Annotated in this window: 23 protein-coding genes and 1 pseudogene; 14 read left to right on the top strand and 10 right to left on the bottom strand. The window is 58.7% G+C overall.

The window, feature by feature from the left end; all coding sequences use genetic code 11:
• The first annotated feature begins 39 nt into the window (after positions 1-39).
• The 7 genes from ACR0B8_RS12300 (at position 40) to ACR0B8_RS12270 (ending at position 4,662) form a co-directional block, all read left to right on the top strand.
• Entirely contained in the window at positions 40-975 is a 936-nt protein-coding gene (locus ACR0B8_RS12300) for an aspartate carbamoyltransferase catalytic subunit (RefSeq protein ID WP_170377822.1), read from the top strand.
• Positions 972-1,490, top strand: coding sequence for a hypothetical protein (locus tag ACR0B8_RS12295; RefSeq protein WP_226689301.1), 519 nt, complete (start codon positions 972-974; stop codon positions 1,488-1,490). Before ACR0B8_RS12300 ends, ACR0B8_RS12295 begins: the two co-directional genes overlap by 4 nt.
• Complete coding sequence (locus ACR0B8_RS12290; protein ID WP_226689300.1) at positions 1,475-1,861, top strand: hypothetical protein; 387 nt, start codon at positions 1,475-1,477, stop codon at positions 1,859-1,861. Before ACR0B8_RS12295 ends, ACR0B8_RS12290 begins: the two co-directional genes overlap by 16 nt.
• Positions 1,858-3,138: a dihydroorotase gene (gene pyrC, locus ACR0B8_RS12285; protein ID WP_226689299.1), complete on the top strand. Its 1,281-nt coding sequence runs from the start codon at positions 1,858-1,860 to the stop codon at positions 3,136-3,138. Before ACR0B8_RS12290 ends, pyrC begins: the two co-directional genes overlap by 4 nt.
• The gene (gene plsY, locus ACR0B8_RS12280) at positions 3,138-3,743 is read left to right on the top strand and encodes a glycerol-3-phosphate 1-O-acyltransferase PlsY (protein WP_226689298.1); all 606 of its coding nucleotides are present in this window, start codon (positions 3,138-3,140) and stop codon (positions 3,741-3,743) included. The genes pyrC and plsY overlap by 1 nt, the downstream gene beginning before the upstream one ends.
• Positions 3,740-4,009 (top strand): hypothetical protein, encoded by a 270-nt coding sequence (locus ACR0B8_RS12275; RefSeq protein WP_226689297.1) that lies wholly within the window; start codon positions 3,740-3,742, stop codon positions 4,007-4,009. The genes plsY and ACR0B8_RS12275 overlap by 4 nt, the downstream gene beginning before the upstream one ends.
• 179 nt (positions 4,010-4,188) lie before the next feature.
• The gene (locus ACR0B8_RS12270; RefSeq protein WP_170350710.1) at positions 4,189-4,662 is read left to right on the top strand and encodes a YHS domain-containing (seleno)protein; all 474 of its coding nucleotides are present in this window, start codon (positions 4,189-4,191) and stop codon (positions 4,660-4,662) included.
• Positions 4,663-4,768: 106 nt separating this feature from the next.
• Here ACR0B8_RS12270 and ACR0B8_RS12265 read toward each other — a convergent pair whose 3' ends face one another.
• Positions 4,769-5,752 (bottom strand): quinone oxidoreductase family protein, encoded by a 984-nt coding sequence (locus tag ACR0B8_RS12265; RefSeq protein WP_170361298.1) that lies wholly within the window; start codon positions 5,750-5,752, stop codon positions 4,769-4,771.
• 191 nt (positions 5,753-5,943) lie between these two features.
• On the opposite strand from ACR0B8_RS12265, the gene ACR0B8_RS12260 reads away from it, so the two are divergent.
• Positions 5,944-6,801 carry a DUF2189 domain-containing protein gene (locus tag ACR0B8_RS12260; protein ID WP_170350712.1) on the top strand — a complete coding sequence of 286 codons (858 nt, stop codon included), beginning with the start codon at positions 5,944-5,946 and terminating at the stop codon, positions 6,799-6,801.
• Between the two features lie 31 nt (positions 6,802-6,832).
• Here the strand turns inward: ACR0B8_RS12260 and ACR0B8_RS12255 are convergent, their stop codons facing one another.
• Together ACR0B8_RS12255 and ACR0B8_RS12250 are read right to left on the bottom strand one after the other, a co-directional pair.
• Positions 6,833-7,819 carry an NAD(P)H-quinone oxidoreductase gene (locus ACR0B8_RS12255; protein WP_226689296.1) on the bottom strand — a complete coding sequence of 329 codons (987 nt, stop codon included), beginning with the start codon at positions 7,817-7,819 and terminating at the stop codon, positions 6,833-6,835.
• A gap of 55 nt (positions 7,820-7,874) precedes the next feature.
• Entirely contained in the window at positions 7,875-8,567 is a 693-nt protein-coding gene (locus tag ACR0B8_RS12250; protein ID WP_170350715.1) for a COQ9 family protein, read from the bottom strand.
• Between the two features lie 111 nt (positions 8,568-8,678).
• Here ACR0B8_RS12250 and rpsU point away from each other — a divergent pair, with 111 nt between their 5' ends.
• From rpsU to ACR0B8_RS12235, 3 genes are all read left to right on the top strand, one after another.
• On the top strand, positions 8,679-8,885 hold the full coding sequence (gene rpsU / locus ACR0B8_RS12245) for a 30S ribosomal protein S21 (RefSeq protein WP_005614280.1): 207 nt from the start codon (positions 8,679-8,681) through the stop codon (positions 8,883-8,885).
• Positions 8,886-9,181: 296 nt separating this feature from the next.
• Positions 9,182-10,324 (top strand): CAP domain-containing protein, encoded by a 1,143-nt coding sequence (locus tag ACR0B8_RS12240; protein ID WP_480686151.1) that lies wholly within the window; start codon positions 9,182-9,184, stop codon positions 10,322-10,324.
• A 203-nt stretch (positions 10,325-10,527) separates the two neighbouring features.
• On the top strand, positions 10,528-11,718 hold the full coding sequence (locus tag ACR0B8_RS12235; protein WP_170361290.1) for a CAP domain-containing protein: 1,191 nt from the start codon (positions 10,528-10,530) through the stop codon (positions 11,716-11,718).
• Between the two features lie 57 nt (positions 11,719-11,775).
• Here ACR0B8_RS12235 and ppk2 read toward each other — a convergent pair whose 3' ends face one another.
• The gene (ppk2, locus tag ACR0B8_RS12230; RefSeq protein ID WP_170350719.1) at positions 11,776-12,693 is read right to left on the bottom strand and encodes a polyphosphate kinase 2; all 918 of its coding nucleotides are present in this window, start codon (positions 12,691-12,693) and stop codon (positions 11,776-11,778) included.
• Positions 12,694-12,984: 291 nt separating this feature from the next.
• On the opposite strand from ppk2, the gene ACR0B8_RS12225 reads away from it, so the two are divergent.
• Entirely contained in the window at positions 12,985-13,824 is an 840-nt protein-coding gene (locus ACR0B8_RS12225) for a CPBP family intramembrane glutamic endopeptidase (RefSeq protein WP_480658620.1), read from the top strand.
• 3 nt (positions 13,825-13,827) lie between these two features.
• Here ACR0B8_RS12225 and ACR0B8_RS12220 read toward each other — a convergent pair whose 3' ends face one another.
• Entirely contained in the window at positions 13,828-14,286 is a 459-nt protein-coding gene (locus ACR0B8_RS12220; RefSeq protein WP_170350721.1) for an Lrp/AsnC family transcriptional regulator, read from the bottom strand.
• Positions 14,287-14,424: 138 nt separating this feature from the next.
• Between ACR0B8_RS12220 and ald the strand changes: the two are divergent.
• Positions 14,425-15,542, top strand: a pseudogene (gene ald, locus ACR0B8_RS12215) (alanine dehydrogenase).
• Between the two features lie 166 nt (positions 15,543-15,708).
• Here ald and ACR0B8_RS12210 read toward each other — a convergent pair.
• Positions 15,709-16,521 (bottom strand): mechanosensitive ion channel family protein, encoded by an 813-nt coding sequence (locus tag ACR0B8_RS12210; RefSeq protein WP_264187366.1) that lies wholly within the window; start codon positions 16,519-16,521, stop codon positions 15,709-15,711.
• Positions 16,522-16,729: 208 nt separating this feature from the next.
• On the opposite strand from ACR0B8_RS12210, the gene ACR0B8_RS12205 reads away from it, so the two are divergent.
• Positions 16,730-17,428 carry a glutathione S-transferase family protein gene (locus ACR0B8_RS12205; RefSeq protein WP_226689292.1) on the top strand — a complete coding sequence of 233 codons (699 nt, stop codon included), beginning with the start codon at positions 16,730-16,732 and terminating at the stop codon, positions 17,426-17,428.
• A 71-nt stretch (positions 17,429-17,499) separates the two neighbouring features.
• Here ACR0B8_RS12205 and ACR0B8_RS12200 read toward each other — a convergent pair whose 3' ends face one another.
• The 4 genes from ACR0B8_RS12200 to ACR0B8_RS12185 form a co-directional block, all read right to left on the bottom strand.
• A complete protein-coding gene (locus ACR0B8_RS12200) occupies positions 17,500-17,949 on the bottom strand; it encodes a YtoQ family protein (RefSeq protein WP_170361282.1) in 450 nt (149 codons plus the stop codon).
• A 161-nt stretch (positions 17,950-18,110) separates the two neighbouring features.
• Entirely contained in the window at positions 18,111-20,507 is a 2,397-nt protein-coding gene (gene pheT / locus ACR0B8_RS12195; RefSeq protein ID WP_170361280.1) for a phenylalanine--tRNA ligase subunit beta, read from the bottom strand.
• Between the two features lie 88 nt (positions 20,508-20,595).
• Complete coding sequence (locus ACR0B8_RS12190) at positions 20,596-21,003, bottom strand: cupin domain-containing protein (RefSeq protein WP_170361278.1); 408 nt, start codon at positions 21,001-21,003, stop codon at positions 20,596-20,598.
• A 69-nt stretch (positions 21,004-21,072) separates the two neighbouring features.
• Positions 21,073-21,867, bottom strand: coding sequence for a CE1 family esterase (locus tag ACR0B8_RS12185; RefSeq protein WP_226689291.1), 795 nt, complete (start codon positions 21,865-21,867; stop codon positions 21,073-21,075).
• Positions 21,868-21,900 lie beyond the last annotated feature (33 nt).

Genomic DNA, 21,900 nt, shown 5'->3' with positions numbered 1-21,900 from the left:
TTCCTATAAGCGGCCCGATTGTCAGACAGGAGCCCGCCCATGCGTTTCGCCCATCGTCACCTTCTTGGCATCGAGCATCTGTCGCAATCCGATATCACCGCTATTCTTGATCTGGCCGAGACATATGTCGACCTGAACCGGCAATCGACCAAGCATTCCGACGTGCTGTCGGGGCTGACGCAGATCAACATGTTCTTCGAAAACTCAACCCGCACGCAGGCCAGCTTTGAACTGGCAGGCAAGCGACTGGGCGCGGATGTAATGAACATGGCGATGCAGGCCAGTTCGATCAAAAAGGGCGAGACCCTGATCGACACCGCCATGACGCTGAACGCGATGCATCCTGATCTGCTGGTGGTGCGGCATCCGCATTCCGGTGCCGTCGATCTGCTGGCGCAAAAGGTCAACTGTGCGGTGTTGAATGCGGGCGATGGCAAGCATGAACACCCGACACAGGCTTTGCTGGACGCGTTAACGATCCGTCGCGCCAAGGGCCGCCTGCACCGGCTGAACATCGCTATTTGCGGCGATGTCGCCCATTCCCGCGTGGCACGGTCGAACCTGATCCTGCTGGGCAAGATGGAAAACCGCATCCGTCTGATCGGCCCGCCCACTTTGGTGCCCGACCACTTTGCCGAATTTGGTGCCGAGATCTATGACGACATGAATGAGGGCCTTAGAGACGTCGATGTTGTCATGATGCTGCGCCTTCAAAAGGAACGGATGGATGGCGGCTTTATTCCGTCCGAGCGTGAGTATTACCACCGCTATGGTTTGGACGCCGCCAAGCTGGCGCTGGCCAAATCCGACGCCATCGTCATGCATCCCGGTCCGATGAACCGCGGGGTCGAGATTGACGGGACCCTGGCCGACGACATCAACCGCTCGGTCATTCAGGAACAGGTTGAAATGGGGGTCGCCGTCCGCATGGCCGCGATGGAACTTTTGGCCCGCAACCTGCGCGAGGTGGCATGAGCGATCTGACCGTTGCCCCCCATGAACGCGGCGTGATCCGCCTGTTCACGCTGAACATGCGCCCGGAAGAGGCCAAATTTCTGCGTGAACCCGGTGCCGCCGATCAAATCCTGGGCGTCGCGGGGCTGGACCCTGAACAGATCGACGTCTTTGCGGTCTCAGACCTCGAGGACCTGGGGCTCTATGGCTATCTGAACGAGGGCTGCGGCGTGTCCGCCGATCAGTTGGATCGCAATGCGCTTGAAGCCGTAACGGGTTGGGTCATGGTGATCCGCAGCGCTGCCTTTGGCGGTCGCGCAGCCACTCTGATCCCCGACAAACGGCTGCGCCTGATCGGGCTGTTCACCGAAGAGGCCACCAACTGGACCGGCGGTCCGATCGAAACCGAAAGCGCAAAACCGTTCTCGGCCCCTCAACCTGCGTCCCAAAACGACCAGCCCCGCCGCATCGGTTCTGCCGTTATGGCATTAGTGATCCTTTTGGCCGTCGGAGGCATCCTGTGGCTGATCCTGTGACCTTCTCGCCCGACAGAGGCACTTATATTCGCACCAACGCATGGCTAGCCGCCGTGGCCATGGCGGGTGCGATGATTGTGCTTTGGCTGATCGGAAACCCCTATCCCTGGACCGGCGCGCCTGCCGGTCTGGCCGCCGTCGGCATCCGGGCATGGTACATGGCCTCGGAAGAACTGGTCGCCACCTGGACGATGACGGACACCACCCTCACCGGCCCTGGCCCGCGCAAGGTGGCCCTGAACCAGATCAAGGCGGTTAATATCATGGGCAGTTTTGTCCAGATCGTCACCAAGGGCGGCGACAAGCACCTGATCAAATATCAGGCGGATTCCGCCGCCACCAAAGCCGCAATCGAAAGGGCACTGGCATGAGCAACCTGACCTTCACCAACGCCCGCCTGATCGACCCGGAAACCGGCACGGACAGCCTTGGCTGGCTGCAGGTGGGCAACGGCCAGATTACCGCGCGCGGTGACGGCGACGCACCGTCCACGGATACGCCGATCGTCGATTGCGGCGGGCACTGCCTTGCCCCTGGTATCGTCGATATCGGTGTCAAAGTCTGCGAACCGGGCGAGCGGCACAAGGAAAGCTATAAATCCGCCGGTCTGGCAGCAGCGGCTGGCGGTGTGACCACCATCGTTACCCGCCCCGATACCAGCCCGGCCATCGATACGCCCGAAAGCCTTGAATTCGTCACCCGCCGCGCGCAGGCGGATACGCCGGTCAACGTCTTGCCCATGGCCGCCCTGACCAAAGGACGCGACGGGCGTGAGATGACCGAGATCGGTTTTCTGCAAGATGCGGGCGCGGTGGCGTTCACCGATTGCGATCACGTTGTCACCAACACCAAGGTATTCTCGCGCGCTCTGACCTATGCGCGGTCTTGCGACGCACTGGTTATCGCGCACCCACAGGAACCTGTCCTGAGCGCCGGGGCCGCCGCTACCAGCGGCAAGTTTGCAACCTTGCGCGGATTGCCCGCCGTCACGCCCATGGCCGAACGCATGGGGCTGGACCGCGATATTGCCCTGCTGGAAATGACCGGCGCTGCCTATCACGCCGATCAGATCACCACCGCCCGCGCCCTGCCCGCGCTAGAGCGCGCAAAGCGCAATGGGCTGGACATCACCGCGGGCACTTCGATCCACCATCTGACGCTGAACGAGCTGGACGTGGCCGACTATCGCACTTTCTTCAAGGTCAAGCCGCCGCTGCGGTCCGAAGATGACCGTCAGACGGTTATCGAGGCCGTGCGCAGCGGCTTGATCGACATCATCAGCTCGATGCACACACCACAGGACGAGGAAAGCAAACGACTGCCGTTTGAAGAAGCCGCCTCGGGCGCTGTTGCGCTGGAAACGCTGCTGCCCGCAGCCCTGCGCCTGTATCATTCGGAACAGTTGGACCTGCCGACGCTGTTCCGGGCCATGGCGCTGAACCCGGCAAAACGGCTGGGGCTGGACAGCGGTCGCCTGTCCGAGGGCGCGCCCGCCGATCTGGTGCTGTTTGACCCGGATGTGCCCTTTGTGCTGGACCGGTTCTCGCTGAAATCAAAATCGCAGAACACACCGTTTGACGACCAGCGGATGCAAGGTAAGGTCACCGCAACCTACGTGGCTGGACAAGAAGTTTACCGGAGACCCTGATGCCGCCATTTGACAGTTCGATGACCCAGCTGATCCTCTGGGCCGCGCTTGGTTATCTGATGGGGTCTGTTCCCTTTGGCATGATCGTCGCCAAGGTCATGGGGCTGGGCAACCTGCGCAACATTGGGTCAGGCAATATCGGAGCAACCAATGTGCTGCGCACCGGCAACAAGGCAGCCGCGGCGCTGACGCTGATCTTTGACGCCGCCAAGGGCGCGGTGGCCGTTCTGTTGGCGCGGGCACTGGCCGGGGAAGACGCCGCCCAGATCGCGGCACTGGCCGCATTTTTGGGCCACTGCTTTCCTGTCTGGCTGGGCTTTAACGGTGGCAAGGGCGTGGCCACCTTTCTGGGTCTGTGGCTGGCGCTGGATTGGCGCGTAGGTGTGGCCTGCTGTCTGACATGGCTTGTGGCTGCAGCGATCTGGCGTATTTCATCACTGGGCGCGCTGGTGGCGGCGGCCATGTCGGTTGTCTGGGTGATTGTGCTGACGGACAGTTCAGCCTTTGCGCTGAGCATCATCCTAACCCTGCTGGTCTACTGGCGCCACAGCGCCAATCTGGCGCGGATCAAGGCGGGAACCGAGCCGAAAATCGGCAAATCGTGATTGCGTCAACCGGTTTTCTGAACGCCTTTTTCGCGCTGCCCGAGGGTACGTTTACCGGTTACGCCAATGGGCGGCACTATGTGGTCAGCCGTTCGGTTTTTGGCGCTGGAAGGTTTCTCAAACTGGTGGCCCATCAGCTTGGCGGCCCGGACTATATCAGCATGAACCTGTATTTGACGCGACAAAGTGGTGCCCTGCTGCGCCCCTGTGAAATGCCTGCCGATAAGGTCGTTTCATTCGTCACCGCTCTGATCCCGGATACGTAATCTGCATCACCAAAACTTGTGTTACCGGACCTTCACAATTGATTGTCTTGAACGTGATCAGGGCGCTGCCCAATTGAGGTTCTGTGACGGCCAATTACCGGCGTCGCAAAAACAAAATCCGGTTTGCCCGGGCAAAATTCAGGTGCTCTAGAGCGAGCCTATTCACGAAAGGTGAAACCATGAACAAGTTCAAATCCATTCTGGGCGGCGTTGCGCTGTCGGTTGCAATCGCAAGCTCGGCGCTGGCCGCTGGTGTTGAGATCAACGCAAGTTCGACCGGTCTGGCAATGCAGGGCTATGACCCGGTTGCATACTTCACCGTAGGCGAGCCGACCAAAGGCGATTACCGCATCTCGACCCTGCACAACGACGCGCTGTACCGTTTTGCTTCGGAAGAAAACAAAGCCGCCTTTGAAGAAAACCCAGAAGCCTACCTGCCCGCATATGGCGGTTACTGCGCATTCGGCACCGCGATGGGCTTCAAGTTCGACGGCGACCCGAACTACTGGAAAATCGTTGACAACAAACTGTACCTGAACCTGTCGAAAGACATTCAGGAGCGCTGGGAAGGCGACGTTCCGGGCTTTATCGAAAAAGCCGGTGTGAACTGGGAAAACATTGCTGACAAAGATCCGGCTGAGCTGCAGCAATAATTTGCTGACATCTGACAGTCTTTCGGCGGCGAGGTCACTCGCCGCCGTTTTTGTTTGTTCCCGCTGGCGACAGGCCCTGTGACATTTGCTCAGGACTTGATGAGTTTTACAATTCCAGCACCGTGCTGCCGGTGGTCTGTCGTGCCTCAAGCGCACGATGCGCATCGTCCACCTGAGCCAACGGAAAGCGCTGGTCGATATGGATCTTGACCTCACCGCCCTCAACCTTGCCGAACAGACGTCGGGCCATCGCCTGACAGACCGCGTGATCGGCAATATGGGTAAACAAAGTCGGGCGGGTGATCTTGAGCGAGCCCTTCTTCGCCAGCATCCCAATATCTATCAGCGGCACAGACCCTGACGCATTACCGAAGGAAATCATCATCCCCAACGGCTTGAGACAGTCCAGCGATCCGGTGAACGTATCCGCCCCGATGGAATCCATCACCACATCCACTCCCTTGCCGCCGGTGATTTCGGCTACGCGCTCGACAAAGTTTTCGGTGCGATAATTGATACAGTGCGCAGCGCCGTTGAATTGGGCAAGGCTGCATTTTTCGTCGGTCCCGGCGGTTCCGATCAGAGTAATCCCCTCGGATTTGGCCCATTGGCATGCGATCAGCCCTACCCCACCAGCGGCCGCGTGAAACAAAACAGAATCGCCACGTTTCAACGGCGTCGTTCGGTGAAACAAGTATTCGACCGTCAATCCCTTTAGCATCATCGCCGCCGCCGCATCATACGGAATCCCGTCAGGTAGTGGACAAACCTGCGCTGCGGGCATCACCCGGGCTTCGGAATAGGCGCCTGCCGGTGCCGCCGCATAAGCTGCACGTTGGCCAGGCTCAAGATGGGTCACACCTTCGCCTACGGCTTCGATCACGCCTGCGGCCTCCATACCCAAGGCGTGCGGCAGGTCCATCGGATACAGTCCGATCCGCTGGTAGATGTCGATAAAATTCAATCCGCAGGCATGATGGCGGATACGCACCTCGCCGGGGCCCGGGTCCCCGACGGGGCGGTCTTCGATCCTCAGAACTTCGGGGCCGCCGTGTTCGTGAATGACGACGGTTCTTGCCGTTTGCTGCATGCTGACCTCCTGTTGCCTGCGACCAAGCTAACACGCCTGAAAATCAGGGCAATCGGCACAATTCCGCGTCACGCAACCGTAACGTGAAAAAATGTGCTATACTGCTATCTGGGCGTTGCCGGCTGGTCCGGCCTCAGGCAATCGATGCCGGATCCACCCTGCTGCGCGATACGCAAAGGGAGGGGATATCAATGGCTAAAACGATTGGAAATCCGATTAGCTGGGCCGCTCAGAATATCGGTGCGACCGGTGATCACATAGCTGAAAGCGTCAACCATATCGGCAGCGCGGATACGCGGCATCTGCCGGTGGTGCAAAATTTAACGATGCAAGACCTGCGGGCTTGTCTACAGGCAGGGTACAATGACTTTCTGGAAACCAGAGCAGATGCCATATTCATCGTGCTGATCTACCCGATCGCAGGATTGTTGATGTTCGGGTTCGGGCTGAACCGCAACATGGTGCCGCTGCTGGCGCCGCTGATCATGGGGTTTGCTCTGATCGGCCCAATAGCCGCAGTGGGTCTGTACGAGATCAGCCGCAAACGCGAACAAGGGGGAGAAGTGCATTGGCTGGATGCGTTCGGCGTGTTCCGATCGCCATCTTTCGGTGCCATTTTGATGTTGGGTTTCTATCTGGTCATGCTGTTGCTTGTCTGGCTGATGGTAGCGCAGAGCATCTATGTCCACACGCTGGGCCCTGATCTGCCCACATCCTTAGGCGCCTTTGTCACGCAGGTGTTCACCACCGGTGCGGGCTGGACAATGATCATCTTTGGCAACGCGGTAGGATTCCTGTTTGCTCTGGTCGCACTAGCCATCAGCGTGGTCAGCTTTCCGTTATTGCTGGACCGCAAAGTGGGTCTACCAGTTGCGGTTGTGACCTCGGTCCGGGTGCTGCGGCAAAACCCCGGAGTGATCCTGACATGGGGCTTCATTGTCGCCGCCTTGCTGGTGATTGGCGCAATCCCGATGCTGCTGGGGTTGATTGTGGTGATGCCCGTGCTGGGCCACGCCACATGGCACCTGTACCGCCGGGCCGTCGCCTAAAGCGCGCGGCCTAAACCGCGCGCTGGTCAGCTTATCCGGCGACGTTCAAAACGATCTTGCCGATGTGATTTGAACTTTCCATACGCGCATGTGCAGCGGCGGCATCGGCCAGCGCGAACTCGCTGTCCATCACGGGCGCCACCCTTCCGGCGTCCAGCAATGGCCAGACCGCCTCGCGCAGATCCTGCGCAATCTTTGCCTTGGCCAGGTCACTTTGTGGTCGCAAGGTGCTGCCGGTCAGGGTCAACCGTTTGACCATCATCAGGGCAAAGTTCAGTTCGACCTTCGGGCCCTGCAAAAAGGCGATCTGCACCAGGCGCCCGTCTTCAGCCAGTGTCTTGACGTTGCGCGGGATATAATCGCCCCCAACCATGTCGAGGATCAGGTTCGCCCCACCTTCGGCGCGCAGGACACCCACGAAGTCCTCATCGCGGTAATTGATCGCCTTTTCGGCCCCCAGTTTGACGCAAGCCTGGCATTTATCGGCCGACCCGGCGGTTGCAAAGACCCGTGCGCCAAACGCATTGGCCAGTTGGATGGCCGTCGTGCCAATACCGCTGGACCCGCCATGGACCAGAAAACGCTCACCCGCTTTCAACCCACCGCGCATGAAGACGTTGGACCAGACGGTAAAGAAGGTCTCGGGCAGGCAGGCGGCCTCTTTCATTTCCATACCTGTGGGAACCGGTAGGCAATGTGCAGCGGGCGTGGCGACATATTCGGCATAGCCACCGCCGGGCAACAACGCACAGACCTTGTCACCAACCGACAGGCCATCAACACCCGCACCGATCGCCACGACCTCGCCCGACGCCTCCAGGCCTGGCAAATCGCTGGCACCCGGCGGGGGATCATAAGCCCCAGCGCGCTGCAACGCGTCCGGGCGGTTTACCCCGGCATATGCCACTTTGAGAATCACCTGACCGGCTTGGGGTTCCGGTACGGGACGGTCGGTCAGTTGCAAAACCTCCGGTCCGCCGGGTTTGGTGATCTCAACGGCGCGCATTGTCTGGGTCATGGGCAAATCTCCTTTGCCCAATGCCTAGCAGGCAATTTCTAGAAGGCCCAGATGCTTACTTGCGCGGATTCAGCATCCCGGGCAGGTCGACCCGCATTTTCACGGGCGGTTTCACCTGGCTGGCAAACCAATTCGGCACCGCCAGAAACGGTTTGAACAGCGGATTGCCATTCACCTGCGCCTTGAGCTTTTCGAATTGCATGACATTGTCGATGCGACGGTCCAGAAACTCCCACGTTTTCTGGTGGTCCGGCGAATCATCCCCCAACCAGAACAACAGGGTCGAGGAATAGACCCCAGACAAGGTCGCGCGCTTAGTGTACCAGTTCACGTCGTCCGAGGTATCGCCCAGCGTATCCCAGATCAGATCGCAGGTCTGCCACAGCGCCTTGGCCCCATCCGCCGCATGGGTCGGCAGCGAAAACAGCGTCATGCCCCGGCGCACCAATTCCTTGTCAGGCACAGCCTCAAGCCGGAACCGAACGGCAGCGGCCACACGCTCGCGGAATTTCAGCTCGCTCAGGTCGGTGGATTTCAGACGCTCTACCATGACCGCATCCCCGCGCGCATGAAAAGCCAGCGCTAGATCAACCGCGCCTCGGGGGCAGATTGCGCGCGCCAAACCGTCATCCAGATCGCAATCAATGATCGCGGCACGAAAGCTAGTTTCAGACCAACCGTCAAAGGGCACGTGGGTCAGCATCGCGTCCAAAAGCTGTTGTTTTGCATCTTCATAGGTAACGGTCATGGCGGGTCTCCGGTTCTCGGGGCCAGTACTAGACAAGATAGACCGGCTTTGCTATACGGCCAACTCCTGCAATTTCCTTGCAACTCTATCTAGAAAGGTGGTGACAACCACATGCAGGTTAGTGTTCGCGACAACAATGTCGATCAGGCGCTTCGTGCCCTGAAGAAAAAGCTGCAGCGCGAAGGCGTGTTCCGTGAAATGAAGCTGAAGCAACATTTCGAGAAACCGTCCGAGAAAAAAGCGCGCGAGAAGGCTGAAGCGATCCGTCGTGCCCGTAAACTGGCACGTAAGAAAGCACAGCGCGAAGGTTTGCTCTAAGCACCTCGCTCGTCCAGCTTTGGATGACACTATTTGACGACCCCCGAGGCATCGCCCGGGGGTTTGTCGTTTCTATCACCGGTTGCATTTCGCCGAGTCCGCCTCTGCCTTAGGCGACAAGCTGCTAAATCGGGCCAAGCAACATTTTGCCCGGCATTTTGCAGCGCAGCGAATCCCGTATCGGTAGCACGCCCCTGCTGAAATTCGCCTGAAATCTAAACCGCTCTGTCCGTCCGTTCGACGCCCCCTGTAACTGGCCTCGTCTACTCAGACGACCATTCAAAACGGAGGCTACCATGTCGACTGCAAGTACATTCGAGCAAGAAATGCTGGCGTTAATCAATGATGAGCGCACATCCCGCGGGCTATCCCCGCTGCAACTGGAAACCCGCCTGAACGCATCAGCCGAAGATCACAGCACCTGGATGCTGAACGCCGATATATTCAGCCACACCGGTTCGGGCGGTTCTAGCGCGACCGAGCGCATGGAAGATGCCGGGTTCGACTTTACCGGCAGCTGGCGGTCAGGTGAAAACATCGCCTGGCAATCGGAACGTGGTGCCGCAGGCATCAGCGACGATGTCGAGCAACTGCACCAGAGCCTGATGAACAGCCCTGGCCACCGCGCCAACATCCTGAACCCTGACTACGAATTTATCGGAATTGGGATTGAAGAAGGCGACTACAATGGGTGGGATGCCGTCATGGTGACCCAGAACTTTGCCACTACCGACGCTGCAGTGGTGCTGGACAACGGTGCGGCACCAACGCCGCCCACGGACGACGTGGCAATGCCGGACGACCCTGTCACCGAAGACCCGGTCGAAGAAACGCCTGACACCGACGTCACCGAAACCGAAGACCCGAGCGAGGAAACACCGGACACCGATGTCACCGAGACCGACGACCCAGTCGAAGAAACACCAGACACCGACGTCACCGAGACCGACGACCCAGTCGAAGAAACGCCTGACACCGATGTCACCGAGACCGACGACCCAGTCGAAGAAACGCCTGACACCGATGTCACCGAGACCGACGACCCGGTTGAGGAAACGCCTGACACCGATGTCACCGAGACCGACGAACCGGGCGAAGAAACACCGGACACTGACGTCACCGAGACCGAAGACCCGGAAACACCTGAACCGGATGTCACCGATACGACTGCAGGCGTTTGCTTCGACGTGGAAGAATTCCTGGCGGCAATCGAGGATTTTGTGAACGACTTATTGGCACTGGTCGACGATTTCAAAATGAATGACGACCCGATGGTGACCGATGCGGACACCACCGAGGACGATTTCATGCTGACCCTGGATATGTGCGACGACACTCCGGCGGCGAATGACGATGCCCCGGTCATGGAGGCGGACGCACCGGATGACTTCTTTATCCTGATACCGGCCGACAGCGGATGCATGATGGACTTTGTCTAAGGTCCGATGCAGCGTGTGAGGCACTGAAACGGTGCCTCACACCGCTTTCACAGCGCACTTGCGCAGTTTTTCGCACAAACAACGCGAATCAGGCGGTGGCAAATCGCCGAACGGGTCGGGGTGTCCAGATTGTGTCTGTATCCCGTCAAATTCTCGCCATTAATGTCTCGCCAAAATAACTCAATTCAATTGGAGGCAGAATCATGTCAACGGCCAGCAATCTAGAACGGCAGATGCTTGCATTGATCAATGACGAACGCACAAGTCGGGGGCTGCAACCCCTCAAGCTTGAGCTTCAGCTGAACGACTCGGCCGAAGATCACAGCGAATGGATGCTGCAGACAGATATCTTCAGCCACACCGGTCGGGGCGGCTCGAGTGCAACCCAGCGGATGAGAGATGCCGGTTTCGATTTCACCGGCAGCTGGAGATCGGGTGAAAACATCGCCTGGCAATCCGAACGCGGGCCCATTGGTGCCAGCGATGATGTGGTACAGCTTCACCAAAGCCTGATGAACAGCCCCGGTCACCGGGCCAACATACTGAACCCCGATTTCGAATATATCGGGATAGGTATTGAAGAGGGCAATTTCAACGGTTGGGATGCCGTGATCGTGACTCAGAACTTTGCCACGACCTCGGCACCGGTGCAGTTGGACACCGGCGGGTCGTCTCCAGCACCGGCACCGGCGCCCGCCCCTGCACCAGCAGAACCGACACTACTATATGTGGATGCTGGTACGGTTGGAAATGATGCGGATAACTTTTTCGCTCTTAAGTCTGGCCAGTCCGGCAGCCTAAAAGGGCAAGGCGGTGACGATAGTCTTAGTGGCGGAAACGGCGGCGACCTGCTTCACGGCGGGCTGGGGAATGACACTCTGATCGGTTACGGAGGTAGGGATACCCTGATCGGCGGTCAGGGAGCGGACCTTCTCAGGGGTGCTGACGGAAATGACTTTTTGCAAGGCAGCAGAGGCAACGACAGGCTGCATGGCGGCAACGGAAATGACCTGCTATTGGGTGGCTCGGAAGACGACAGGCTGCAATCCGGCAATGGCAATGATGTACTGAGAGGTGAACGCGGCCGGGATGACCTCTTTGGCGGTGCAGGAAATGACGTCTTGTGGGGGGGACGCGACGTCGACAACCTGACTGGCGGCTCAGGTGCCGACGTATTTGTCCTCACCAGCGGTGCCGACATTGTCACAGACTTTACCGACGAGGACCATGTTTATCTCAGAGTAACGGCTGCAATCACAAGCTACGACGATTTAAAAAACAACCATATTCGCCAATCAGGTAGCGATGTGATTATCGACGATGGCGCCGGCAACAGCCTAACACTAGAAAACACATTATTGTCGGATCTGACGCAGGACCATTTTTTGGTCTGATATTCCCGACACCTTAAACCAAAAAACGCCCCCAAGTCCGGGGGCGTTTTCTATTGATCAATAAATTTTAGGAACGTGCAGCTCATCCGGCAGGACGCGCCGTTCATATTCCGGATTGTATCTTCGATCTGGCAATTCGACCTTTTCCTGCGGAACATCCGTATAGGGGATCTTGGTCAGAAGATGCTCTATACAGTTCAGGCGCTCGCGTTTCTTGTCATTGCCTTCGACGATATACCAGGGCGCCTCGGGAATGTTGGTGCGGAACAACATGTCTTCTTTGGCCTTGGTATAGGCCTCCCAGCGGATGCGGGATTCCAGATCCATCGGCGACAGTTTCCACTGTTTCATCGGGTCGTGAATGCGCATGAGGAACCGCAACTGCTGTTCTTCATCAGTGATTGAGAACCAATATTTCAGCAAAATGATCCCCGACCGCACCAGCATCCGTTCGAATTCGGGAACGTCCTGAAAGAACTGTTCGACCTGATCCTCGGACGCAAACCCCATCACCCGTTCCACCCCAGCACGGTTGTACCAGGATCGGTCGAACAACACGATTTCGCCGGCCGCGGGCAGATGCGGTACATAGCGCTGGAAATACCATTGGCTTTGCTCCCGGCGACTGGGCGCTGGCAAGGCGACCACGCGGGCGACCCGCGGGTTCAGCCGCTGGGTGATCCGCTTGATCACGCCGCCCTTGCCGGCGCTGTCACGCCCTTCGAACAGGATGCACACTTTGGCCCCGGTATGCTGCACCCAGTCCTGAACCTTGATCAATTCGGCCTGCAAGCGCAGCAGATTGCGGAAATAGACCTTGCGATCCAGCATGTCGGGATGCTGGTCCTTATAGATCTTGCGGACTTCCATCGAGAGCATGGGTTCGCTGAACTCGATCTCGAAATCTTCGTCCAACGTGTCTTCCAACTCGGCTTCCAGCCAATCTTTTGGGGCATCGTTATGTTCGTAAGCCAAGGTCTTATCCTTATCGTCTATCGGGTCTGGACCGTACAACGCGCGTGTAACCGCCTGATGTCATCAGAAGAATTGATAAAGCCCTTCCTCAAGCGAAACCGCTTATGGCAGCAAGGTCAAGGCGATGCGAAAAGAGGTTTGGTCCTTTTCTCAATCTGAACCTACACGCCCAGGGATACAAGCGGCAGATTTGCCGCATTACCAACAGGTTGGCATAAATCCGCCCCAAACCTACTTGCCAGAGGGATCATTCCGTCGGCACAAGTACCCTTCAACCCCCCTGAGGTGAATGTGGCGCATTTCATTTCCCTACTGCCTGCGATCTGGCCCTGGTTCATCCTGATTGCCGCACAAATAGGCATGGTATCAGGCCGACAAGGGCTGGGGCTGGCCCTGTTGGCAGTGTTCCTAGGTTCAGCAACAGTGCTTGGCCTGCTGACCCCGCTGGCCTTGGCAATCACGGCAGCGGGCTTGCTGGGTGCTTTAGGGTTGCGCCGTCTGACCGGTGTGCCCGCCGTATTCGGGCATCTGGTGTTGATCCTGTGGTGTCTGGCTCTGGGGGCGCATCTGATCCCCGGGTTTCACAATCTATTGGTTCTGGATCAGGTACAGGCAGGCCCGGGCAGCGCTGCGTTCACTATGTATCTCAACCTGGACAAACCAATGGTCTTGTTTGCCGTTCTGCTGGCTTGGCCAGGCATGATCCATGGCGCGCGGCTGGTCAGAACCGGGCCTTTGTTGATCGGGTTGGCGGCACTGCCCGCCCTGTTTGCGTTGGGTCTTTCCTTGGGTGCGGTGCGGCCCGAGATCGGCCTGCCCGCATGGTGGCTGATTTTTGCGTTTTCAAACCTATTCCTGACCTGCCTGACTGAAGAGGCTTTTTTCCGTGGCTATCTGCAATCGGTCCTGACGTCGAAAATCGGCGTGGCGCTCGGGATCGCAGCTGCCAGCCTGCTGTTCGGTCTGGCCCATGCGGGCGGTGGCCCGGCACTGGTCGTCTTCGCCTCGATCCTCGGGGCCGCCTGCGGATTGGGGTATTACGCAACCGGGCGGCTTTGGGTGCCGGTTCTGATGCATTTTGGCTTTAACGCCCTGCACCTGGCCCTGTTCACCTATCCCGGCCCGGGCTGAACGTCACACCGGCAGCGCAGTGGTCTTAAACACCGTGCGCAGCGCGAAGGAACTTTGCATCTGCGCCACCCCCGGCAGCCGTGACAAATACTGGCGGTGAATACGGGCAAAATCCTCGGTGTTCTCGGCGACAACCTTCAAAATATAGTCCGCCGTACCGGCCATGAGATGGCATTCAAGCACATCAGGAATGCGCGCCACGGATTTTTCGAACGCATTCAGAAGCTCTTCGGCTTGCCCTTGCAGCGTGATCTCGACAAACACCGTCGTGGGCACATTCATCTTGCGCGCATCCAGCAGCGCCACGTATTTGCGGATATAGCCTTCAGCCTCTAGCCGCTGAACGCGCCGGTGACAGGCCGAAGGCGACAGATTCACCTGCTCGGACAGTTCCGCATTTGACATACGGCCATCCCGCTGAAGGGCTGCCAGAATCTTTTTATCCGTCGCATCCAAGCTCATTTGCGCAAATCCTTTGCGAGTTTCCGACTATATAACGAAGATTCTCCTGAAAAAAAGCAATTTTGCAGGCAGAGTTTCACAGAAATTGCGCTCTGGATCGCCCATTATTTAGGCAGTTTATGAATGGAGGAGCGAAAAATGAAGATCGGTTGCCCCAAGGAAATCAAACCGCAGGAATTCCGCGTCGGCATGACGCCCAATGCGGCACAAGAAGCCGTCGCGCGCGGCCACGAAGTTGTAATCGAAACCGGTGCCGGGATCGGTTCGGGCTTTGACAACGAATCCTACATCGCTGCTGGCGCCCAGATCCTGGACACCGCAGAAGAGGTGTTCGCCACTGCCGACATGATCGTCAAGGTCAAGGAACCCCAGGCGGTCGAGCGCAAGATGCTGCGTGAAGGCCAGTTGCTGTTCACTTACCTGCACCTGGCACCCGATCCAGATCAGACCCACGACCTGCTGGCATCGGGCTGCACCGCGATTGCATACGAAACCGTCACCGCACCTGGCGGTGGTTTGCCGCTGCTGGCCCCGATGTCCGAAGTTGCGGTCGTCTGGCGCCGCAGGTTGGCTCGTGGACCCTGCAAAAGGCAAATGGCGGTCGTGGCGTTCTGATGGGCGGCGTTCCCGGCGTTGGACCGGCCAAGGTCGTTGTGATCGGTGGCGGCGTTGTTGGTACGCATGCCGCGAAGATTGCGGCTGGCATGGGCGCAGATGTTACCATCCTGGACCGCTCGCTTCCGCGTCTGCGTTACCTCGATGACGTGTATGGCGGAACCTTCAAGAACCAGTACTCGACCGCTGGTGCCACCGCCGAACTGATCCAGGATGCCGACATGGTTATCGGTGCCGTTCTGATCCCCGGCGCGGCTGCTCCTAAACTGGTGACACGCGAACAGCTTTCGACCATGAAGCCCGGCGCGGTTCTGGTTGACGTTGCGATCGACCAGGGTGGCTGCTTTGAAACCTCCAAAGCAACAACCCATGCTGACCCGATCTACGAAGTCGACGGCATCATGCACTATTGCGTTGCCAACATGCCGGGTGCCGTTGCGCGCACCTCGACCATCGCGTTGGGCAACGCGACCATGCCGTTCATGCTGTCGCTGGCCGACAAAGGCTGGAAAAAGGCTTGCCAGGACGACCCGCACCTGCTGGCTGGTCTGAATGTTCACGCTGGTCAGCTCACCTATGAGGCCGTTGGTGTAGCACTGGGTCTGGACGTTGTATCGCCCAGCGACATCGTCAACGCCTAAGGCTGGCACATAGAAATCGAAAGGCGCCCTTTTCCGAAGGGCGCCTTTTTTTGTTGTTACGCAAAGTTCACCGACCTGCGCGACAAAGAAAACGCCGCGCGATCAGCGCGGCGCCGGGCCCAACCGGAGGAGGGCATATCAATGCCCGACCGACGGGCGGGAGCCTTCAGGCCTGTTTGTGAATCTCTACCGAATGCGGATACGGGATCGACACGCCTTTTGCGTCGAAAGCCTCTTTCACCGCTTTGGTGATTTCGAACTTCACGTCCCAATAATCCGCCGCCGCACACCACAGACGGGCCGTCAGATCAACCGAGCTGTCGCCCAGGTTGGTCACACGCACCCAAGGTTCGGGATCGCTGTGAATACGCTCGTCCGCTTTGGCGACATCCAGAATGATCTTCATCGCTTCGTCCGCGTTGTCGCCATAGTCGATACCAAACACCAGATCGACACGCCTTGTGTCATGCGCCGAATAGTTGGTGATGATCGACCCCCAGGATTGCCCGTTGGGGACAATGATCTGCACATTGTCCGGCGTCACCAGTTCGGTGGTGAACAGGTTCAGGTCTTTCACTGTCCCGGCCGTGCCGCCAATATCCACATATTGACCCAGCTTGTAGGGGCGGAACACCACCAGCATGACGCCGGCCGCCAGATCGCTGAGCGTCCCTTGCAGCGCCAGACCAATGGCCAGCGACGCGGCACCCAGAATGGCAACGATACTTGTGGCTTCGATCCCGAAGATCCCCAGAACGGCCACCAGAACCATCGCGAGGATGACCCATTTCACCAGGCTGGCTGAGAAGTTGCCCAACGTCGGATCAATCTGCGGAGTCGAGTTGATCCGGCGGCGCACCAGGCCGCCCACGGCCCCAGCCACGATCCAGCCAAGGATCAGAACGATCAGCGCCTTGACCGCGTTCATGATCAGCGGCGCAAACGCGCCCACCTGTGTTACGACCTCATCCACGGCCATCTCCTTTCAACAACAAGAAACCCGCGGCTTTCGCGCGGGAATTGCCAAAGTCTGAGGCAAAAACACACTTTGGTCTAGGTGCTAGTTCCACCGGATTTCCCCGTTGTTCGCCAGCAAACACGCGCTGACCGGTCGCGCACAGCTTCGGGGGCTTACAAGATGGCCCCTCGCGCCCTACGTTCTGGGGGTATCCACTCAGGAGCCCCCAATGCTGGACACCAAACCACACCCGATCATGAATCGCTGGCCCGCACAGTTCCCGGACCGGATTCAGCTGTATTCCTTCCCTACGCCCAATGGGGTCAAAGCCTCGATCATGCTGGAAGAAACCGGCCTGCCATATGAGGCACACAAGGTCACCCTGTCGGACGCGGATGTCAAAAGCCCCGAGTTCTTGTCGCTGAACCCCAACAACAAGATCCCCGCAATCATCGACCCGGACGGCCCGGACGGACAGCCCATTGGTTTGTTCGAAAGCGGTGCCATCCTGCTGTATCTGGCAGAAAAATCGGGCAAGTTTATTGGTCAGACCCAGGCAGACAAGCACCAGGTCACTCAATGGCTGATGTTCCAGATGGGCGGCATTGGTCCAATGTTCGGCCAGCTTGGCTTTTTCCACAAATTCGCTGGCAGCGAGATCGAAGACCCCCGCCCCCGCGAGCGATACGTGAACGAGGCCAAACGGCTGCTGAACGTGTTGAACCAGCAGCTTGAAGGGCAGGATTGGGTCGTCGGAGAGTACTCGATCGCCGACATAGCCATCGCGCCCTGGCTACGCGGGCTGGATTTCTATGGTGCCAGGGAACTGGTCGGATGGGACGACCACACCAATGTAACAGCATATCTGGACCGCTTTCTGGAACGCCCTGCCGTTCAGAAAGGTCTTGTGACACCGCCACGGGACTGACCGCCCGCCCCCTCGGGCCTGTTCGGGCTTGCAGCCACACTATGCTGCAAGCCCAATTTCAATGGGTCAATTCAGCCCGGCAACTTGCCTGTCAGCACATAGCGCAAGACCTCAACCACTTGCGATGGTTGTTCGGCCACGGCCAGAGCAGCGGCATCAACTTCTTTCAGTGCGTGCTGGTGATCGGGGCCGTGCAGCACGATCAGCGACTTGCCCAGCGCTGCCGCATAGCCCGCATCAAAGGCGGCGTTCCACTGTTTGTATTTCTCACCAAACCGGACGACCACCACATCTGCATCCGCGATCCCTTTGCGCGTCCGGATCGCGTTGACCATCGCGCCCTTGTGGTCGTGCCAGTATTTGTTCGGCTCTTCGCCCAAAATAGCCACACCGCAATCGTCGCTGGCATCATGGTCGGTCACGGGGCTGTTGAATGTGATGTCCAACCCCTGCGCACCGTCGATTATTTGCTCACGCCAATCGGTGTGAATTTCCCCTGATAGGTATACGTTCAAGCCCATTTCGACCTCCGGTATTGATTTGGAACCTACTTAAGGCGCATTTGCGGGAAGCCCAATCAAGAAAAACCAGAAACACTTATCCCAAACACGCCCTAATTCCCGTAGGTGAAATGAAAAACGCGCCCGGAAGCGCGTTTTTTTGAAGTCTTATGGCAGGGCCCCTATCCGCGCAACACACCGCCTGTGGCCTTGGTGACCTTGGCGATGATCTTCTCGGCCACCGCTTCGATGTCTTTTTCCTTCAGCGTCGCGTCGGTTGGTTGCAGGCGCACGGTGATGGCCAGCGATTTTTTACCCTCGCCCAGACTGCCTCCGATGAATTCATCAAAGACACGCACATCCTCGATCAGCGCCTTGTCAGCACCGGCCGCGGCGTTGACCAGCGTCAGCGCCTCGACCCCCTCGTCAACGACAAAGGCAAAGTCGCGTTCAACCGCTTGCAGGTCACGCAGTTCCAGCGCAGCACGGGTGGCTCCGGATTTACGGGGCAGAGGCACCTCGTCCGGCCAGATCGTAAAGGCCATCGCCGGGCCTTTGATATCCAGCGCTTGCAACACACGAGGGTGCAACTCGCCAAAGACGCCCAGCACCTTTTTCGGACCCAGACAGATTTTGCCGTGACGCCCCGGATGCCACCAAGCATCGCCGTCACGCAGGATCTGCACCTTGGCGGGTGCGCCAATGGCGGCCAGCACCGCCTCGGCATCCGCTTTGGCATCGAATACGTCGACCGGGCGCGAGGCCCCATGGACGTCCTTGGGACCATTACGACCAACCAGCAGACCGGTGATCTGCGTTTTTTGATCTCCCGGTTCGCCATCATGGAACACCGGACCGACCTCGAACAACGCCACATCCGCGTAGCCACGCGCCTGATTGCGGGCGGCGGCCTGCAGCAGACCGGGCAGCAGATCGGGGCGCATGTGGCTCATCTCGGACGAGATCGGGTTTTCCAACTGCGTCGCTTCGTCCCCGCCACCAAACAAGGCCGCCGAGGCCTGATCGATGAAAGTGTAGGAAACACACTCATTGTACCCCAGCGCTGCGCAGGTGCGGCGCGCCATCGATTGACGGCGTTGTGTCGGGGTCATCACCGGTTTCGGGATGCCATCGGTGATACGCGGCAGCGGTTTGCCCTGCAGCTTGGTCAGGGATGCAATCCGCGCGACCTCTTCCACCAGATCGGCCTCACCCATGATATCTGGGCGCCAGCTGGGAACATGCGCCATCTCACCCTCAAGGCGGAAACCCAGACGAGTCAGGGTTTGGCGTTGTTCGCTTTCGGGGATATCCATTCCGACCAGAGACTGAACCCGCTCGGCATCCAGTTTAAAGGCGCGCGAATGATCCGGCGCTTTGCCCGCTTCCACGACCTTGGACACTTCGCCACCGCAGATATCCAAAATCATCTGCGTTGCCTGCTCCAAACCTTCCAGCGTGTATTCCGGGTCTACCCCACGTTCGAACCGATAGCGCGCATCCGAATTGATTTTCAAAGCCCGCCCCGTCAGGGCGATCTGCACGTGATCCCAGAACGCGCTTTCCAGGAAGACATTCACTGTTTCTTCGGTACAGCCGGTTTCCTCACCGCCCATGATACCGGCAATGGATTCCGGGCCTTTGTCGTCGGAAATCACCATCATGCCAGGCTGCAGAGTGTATTCTTTCTCGTCCAGCGCAACCAGCTTCTCACCACCCTTGGCGCGATGTACCCGCAGATTGCCATGCACCTTGTCCGCATCGAAGACGTGCAGCGGGCGATTGTGATCAAAGGTCATATAGTTGGTGATGTCTACCAAAGCCGAAATCGGACGCAGACCGATGGCCTTCAACTGATCCTGCAGCCATTGCGGGCTGGGTCCGTTCTTAACGCCCTTGATCAGACGTCCGGTGAAATGGGGCGCGCCGTCCAGCGTATCCTCATCAATCGTCACCTTGATTGGGCTTTCGAAATCACCCGGCACCGGAGTGTAGTCACGCTGTTTCAACTTACCAATGCCACGCGCGGCCAGATCGCGGGCAATCCCTTCGACGCCAAGCGCATCGGGGCGGTTCGGGGTGATCGCGATCTCGATCATCGGATCAACCTTCGACGGCTCATTCTCAGCCAGCCAGTCGATGAATTTGTCACCGACCTTGCCCGAAGGCAGCTCGATGATGCCGTCATGCTCATCCGACAGCTCCAGCTCACGCTCGGACGCCATCATGCCAAAGCTTTCGACGCCGCGGATCTTGCCGACGTTGATGGTCAGGTCCAGACCGGGGATATACATGCCTGGTTTGCAAACCACGACGGTGATCCCTTCACGCGCGTTGGGGGCACCGCAGATGATCTGCAATTCACCCTCATCGGTGTCCACCTTACAGACGCGCAGCTTGTCAGCGTCGGGGTGTTTCTCGGCGTGTTTCACATACCCAAGGGTAAAGTCCTTCAGCCGGTCCGCCGGGTTCACGATCTCTTCGACCTCAAGGCCCAGATCAGTCAGCGCCTCAGCAATCTCATCCACCGAAGCGTGGGTGTCGAGGTGGTCTTTCAACCAGGAAAGAGTGAATTTCATCGGTCGGTTTCCGCCAGTAAATCTCGGGTCAGACCGCGTTTACCGGATAATGCGCAGAGGGGAAAGAGGGCGCGTAAGGCCGTCGCCCTTACTCCGCGGTCACTGTGTTGGCAACGCTGTCCGATCCAGCAAACACCGCCAAAATCCGCGCGATCCCGTCGCCGGTATTCTCACCGGCATGGGGCGACCGGAACGCCTCAACCAGCGCATCACCTTCCTTATAGGTCCGGTTGCCCGCATCGCCGTAATCGACGGTGATCTCACCTTCGAGGATATAGGCCGCCAGCGGAGCGTCATGACGGTGCAGGCCGGTTTTCTGACCGGGCTGCATGGTGACGATGGCCATGGTGATCTGCGGGGTGCCGTCGGGATATTCCAGCGCCTCGCCGATGACCGAAGTTTCGGTCTGCAGCAGCACGTCAACCGGCGGATAGATGTCACGCGCAAAGGCGGGTGCGGCGGCTAGGATCAGGGCGAAGGGCAAAAGCAGTTTCATGCGGCAAGGAATCCCGTGTCAGATCGTTTTGCCTAACTGGAAAGGGGACATGCGGCGATGTCAAACAGTTCAGGGGTAGCTTGGGGTGCGACCCAACAATTCATCCAACTGCCGCCCGATCCAGCCATGGGGGATGAAATGCCCGCCCGGATGGGTGTCCAACACCACCTGCCCATGCGCGCAATCGGTCCACTCCATGCGGCTGAGCGTCAGGATCGGCACCACGCTCCAATCTCCACGCGGGGTCGCGTCGTGGCAGCCGTATTTCTGCCGCCACAGCGCCACCGGATAGGTGGTGTCGCCATCCGAGCCATAGGGGAAATCCATCACCGTATCGCTAAGGCCATGCACATGGCGCACCTCACGCGGGGCCTGCGGGCACTCCTCAGTCTGGCGGATGCTGCCCGCAACGGCTAATAGCGCCGCCGTGTCATTGCCCGACTGGCAGACATAGCGCCACGCCATCGCACCACCAAAGGAATAACCCGAGACATAGATGCGCTCCGGGTCAATGGGATAGCGTTTGGCCACGTCCTCAAGCACCCCATCGGCAAAGGGCACGTCGCCGGTGTCCGAGGTCCAGAAATCCCAGCTTTTGCCCAATCCGTTCGGCGCCACCAGAAGCACGCCGCGCAGCTTCGTGGCCCCGGCTATGCGTTCATGGTTCACCACCACGGTCCCCTGCCGCGCCCAGCCATGGAAATGCAGCAAAACGGGCAGAGGCGTTTCGCCATCCCACCCATCCGGCTCCAACACATGATACGAACGGTCGCCGACCTGACAGGCGGTATCGCCGTGACAGGTCTCGATAGCAGCGGCTTGGGTGGCGGTCAGCAGGAAGAGGCAGAGCAGTCGGTAAATCATCCGTCGAACCCTAGCGAGCCTGCGCCCGCTGTC

It is taken from the genome of Ruegeria sp. BH6 (assembly GCF_056538105.1).
This window is presented reverse-complemented; position numbering and strand designations above follow the sequence as displayed.